5 protein-coding genes are annotated in these 3,751 nt (G+C 63.5%); all 5 read right to left on the reverse strand.

Translation table 11 applies throughout. The features are described from left to right. The coding region (locus tag SH809_17840) for a hypothetical protein (protein ID MDZ4701578.1) at positions 1-347 on the reverse strand (347 nt) is incomplete at its 3' end. Positions 348-399: 52 nt separating this feature from the next. Continuing rightward, entirely contained in the window at positions 400-1,071 is a 672-nt protein-coding gene (locus tag SH809_17845) for a histidine phosphatase family protein (GenBank protein ID MDZ4701579.1), read from the reverse strand. Next, positions 1,068-1,697, reverse strand: a complete 630-nt coding sequence (locus SH809_17850; GenBank protein ID MDZ4701580.1) for a hypothetical protein — start codon at positions 1,695-1,697, stop codon at positions 1,068-1,070. Before SH809_17850 ends, SH809_17845 begins: the two co-directional genes overlap by 4 nt. Positions 1,698-1,860: 163 nt before the next feature. Then, the gene (locus SH809_17855) at positions 1,861-2,562 is read right to left on the reverse strand and encodes a DUF4230 domain-containing protein (protein ID MDZ4701581.1); all 702 of its coding nucleotides are present in this window, start codon (positions 2,560-2,562) and stop codon (positions 1,861-1,863) included. 34 nt (positions 2,563-2,596) lie between these two features. Beyond that, positions 2,597-3,631: a YbbR-like domain-containing protein gene (locus SH809_17860; GenBank protein ID MDZ4701582.1), complete on the reverse strand. Its 1,035-nt coding sequence runs from the start codon at positions 3,629-3,631 to the stop codon at positions 2,597-2,599. Positions 3,632-3,751: the final 120 nt, after the last annotated feature.

The raw sequence follows: 3,751 nt of genomic DNA on the forward strand, positions 1-3,751 counted from the left end.
GGCGCGGCGCGGGAGAGCATCGCGTCGAGCGTGTCCCGGATAGTCATCGCAGGGTCGCCGGCCGACGCCGCCACCTCGTGGGCCAGCCCCACAGCCGCCCAGCCATCGGCCTCGTCGCGCCCGCGCCAGTACATCCGCTCGGGTGCGTCCTGAGCGCGCAACCAGTCCAGTGGATCCACGGCCGGCACCACCACGCGTACCTGGCGGATGGCCGGTTGCCGGCGCCGATCCTGGCGATAGAGGCGGCATTCGGCCTCGATGGCGTCCACCAAACGCCCGGACCACCGGTCGCTTCCGATGATCACGTCGGCCATCCCCCTATCGTCTTGTCTGATCGTGGTATTCATGGCACTCCTCGGGCTGCCGGCCCGGTTGGCATGTGGTGACGGTGTCGCGCCCTTATTCACTGTTCGCGATCCCTGCCTCTTCCAGGTGGTCGAGGCTGTCCAGGAAGCGCGCCTCGAACCGCCCATCGACAAACACCAGGTGATTCACGGCCGTATTCCTGTGATCCAATTTCTCCATGTGCGCCAGCCCGTATTCGGGCAGTAGCGACGCCAGGATGATGCGCAAAAAGCGGCCGTGGGTGACAACAAGCACGCGTTGGCCGGCGTGGGTGGTAACGATCTGGTGGATCGCCGAGAGGCCCCGCCGCTGCACGTCGTACACGGATTCGCCGCGCTCGACGGCGTATTCGTATTCGCCATTGGCCCAGCGGCGGCGCATCTCGCCAAAGGCGACTTTAAGCTCTGGAGAGCGAGACTGGCCTTCGTGGATGCCCCACGACATCTCTTCGAGATCGGCCAGTTGGTGGATCTCCATTTGTCCGATGGCGGCGGCCACGATACGGGCGGTCTCGCCGGCACGCTGCAGCGTGCTGGAAAAGACCACATCGAGCCCGAGCCCCGCCGCACGCCGCGCCAGGGCGGCCGCTTGCAACCGGCCCAGGTCATTTAACGGCACATCCACGCCGCGCCCCTGGACGATGCGCTGGCGGTTGAAGTCGGTCTCTCCGTGGCGCACAAGGAACAGGTGCGTCTCACCCGGAAGGAGCGGAAAATGGATGCTCATCGGCGTCCCAAAAGATGTTCGATGCGCTTCTCGATCCGGTCCAGCTCGGGCAACGACACCCGATGCTTCAACGCGGCGCGCAGGATAGTGGAGCGAAGCACCTGGTCCGCCACCGGGAGGGGATACAATGAACGGGTTATCGCCTGCACGATCGGCTTCGCCATTTTTTCCAGCATCCGCCACCGTAACGCCACAAAAAAGGCGATACCCAGCACCAGCTTGACGTAGGCGCCGGCGATCCCAAACGCACTCAACGCGACGATATACACCAGCATCTGCGCCGGCACTGCCTGGAGGATGCGTAGGACCGGGTCGAACCAGATTGAAAGAAGGATCGGCCGAAAACACTGGACCAACAGAAACACAAGGAGCGTCAGCAGCGTCGCCGGGAGGGCCGGCAACGTCAACAGGAACCCCGCCGCCGCCCAGATCCCGATGGTCTGGCCAGCCAGCATCCACCGGCCGGCGCGGGCCATCAATTCGGTCAGGCTCACGTGCGCCAGGAGGGGTCCGGCGTATGCCTGCAACTCGACCTCGGTCACACGAAACCACAACCCGTCCGCCGTGAAGATCCCCTCCGGCGTGTCGACGAAAGCAGTCTGTGCGTCGAAGCGTGTGTGTCTCATGATGACGTGGCGGATCGCGCTTTTACCCTCCGGGACGGACCTGAGAGCATGGTGCAGTGCCGTAACGAGAGAGGTCTGTCAATAGTTTCAATAATTATTGAAACCATCGACGCCGACGCCGGCTGAGGGGAAAGAGGCACCAAACGAGACACCACGGCAGCATTCAAGGCTCCGGCGCGCGTTCGTCCTCGACGAGCGCCGGCGCGATCCGTACGCGGATCCGGGGCGTCGTAATCCCGACGGCCTGGAGGACGGGCGCAAGCAGCGCCTGGAGGGCGGCCTCGGTGTTGAGGAGGGGCTGAGTGGACCGGTCCAGGTGGGCGTTGGCTTCCCGGCGCAGCGCGTCCTGTGCGGCAACGATGGCCTGGCGTTCGACCGTCCGGCCGCTGCGTGCGCTCATCCGCGCCCAGCCCACTTCGGTATGCACCATCATATCATCCAGATGGGGCTCCACGGCGTGCACGGTCACGCCAGCGATGGTGATCACCACAACGCTGTCCGGCGTCCACTCGACGGCATCGACCGACAGGCCCGCGAGGTCGATCCCATACGTCGCGACGCCGGGGAGGCGCACCATGGACAGGGTGGTACCGAGCGAAATGGATTTGTCGAAATACTCGGGCAGCAGGTATTTGGTATTGGCCTCGGTGATGTCCGCCGTGATGTCCAGCCGGCCGGTGATTAGAAACGCCGCCGGCGACTCGCGCTGCAGGGTCGTAATCACGGCGTTTTGTACTTCCGACTCCGTAAATCGCGGCCACAGGGTCGCTTCCCCGCGCATGAACCATACAGCCGCCGCGGCCCCGATCACCAGCAGGGTGGCGGCCGTCACCAATCGAAAGGTCAGGCGCGTCAGAAAGGGCATGGTCGCGGTTTCGGGGTTCCGGGCGTTCGTCGCCCTAATTATCCTCTAACAGGTCATAATACCGCACCCGGGAAGGCGTAACCTCTACCCCTTCCATCACGACCCCCATCGGGAGATCGAGCCGGGGCACAATGTAACCCGTGGTGTCGCTACGAATGGCATCGTACGTTACGGAGGCCAGAAAATCCAGCGCCTTCGCGGCCCGATCGAATTGCGAAAGCGGGACGCGGAAGCGAACGGTAACGGCCGGAGGATCAAGTTGGATCGTCTTTGCTCCCGACGGCACGCCATCGATCATCACCTCGATCGCCCGCGACGCCTCGGTAAACTCCGCCGCCCGGGCGCGCAGCGCGACGGAACGGATGCCGAGCGCAACGACACCTCCCAGGGTGTCCTCGAGCGGAAGGCGGATGACGAGCGAGTCCTTGAGACCTCTCGCATCGTACACTTCCGTTCGCCACCGATCGATACGGTCGATGAGGCTCACGGGACCGGAGATAACGACCGAATCGGGCGAAATGGTGGGCTGTTCGATGAGTCCGTGGGTCGGCGGCACCTCGATCGACACCCGGGCGTCGATCGGCACTTTACGCGTCGCCCGCGCCTCTTTGTCCAGCGGCACGAATCGCGGCCACACACTCTGTAGCTGGATGTTCGGCGGGAGGTTGGATCGGACGGACTCTTCAAAATCGACCACCGCGGCGTCGGCACTCACACGGATAATAGGGCGATTGTAATACAACTGAAGCAGATGCATACCCTCGGCCTCGACCTCCGCCCTGACGGTTTTCGGAGGGAGCGTACGGAGCGCCTCGTCGGCCCGCAGGTTTTCCAACTCGGTCTCAAGGAGGATTTCGCGGGTGTATGTCTCGGCGATGGAGCTAAAAAACCAGAGCAGCACTGAGAAAAAGAGGCACATGGAGATGATCAGGCCGCGACGGGCCGGCGCCTCGTGCCACGCCTGCACGGCGGGTCCCTCCTGGAAGATCCGCCGCCAGAACTCACCCGGCAACAACGCCTTCTTCCAGCGTCGGGCCACAATGAGGAATCGTCTGGCTGTATGCATCATGACAAGTGGACGATTCGAAGGATTCGGGTTGGCATTACGCCCGTAGGGACACGATACATCGTGTCCGTTCATTCGGGTTGGCATTACGCCCGTAGGGACACGATACATCGTGTCCGTTCA

It is taken from the genome of Rhodothermales bacterium, assembly GCA_034439735.1.
Lineage (GTDB): Bacteria > Bacteroidota > Rhodothermia > Rhodothermales > JAHQVL01 > JAWKNW01.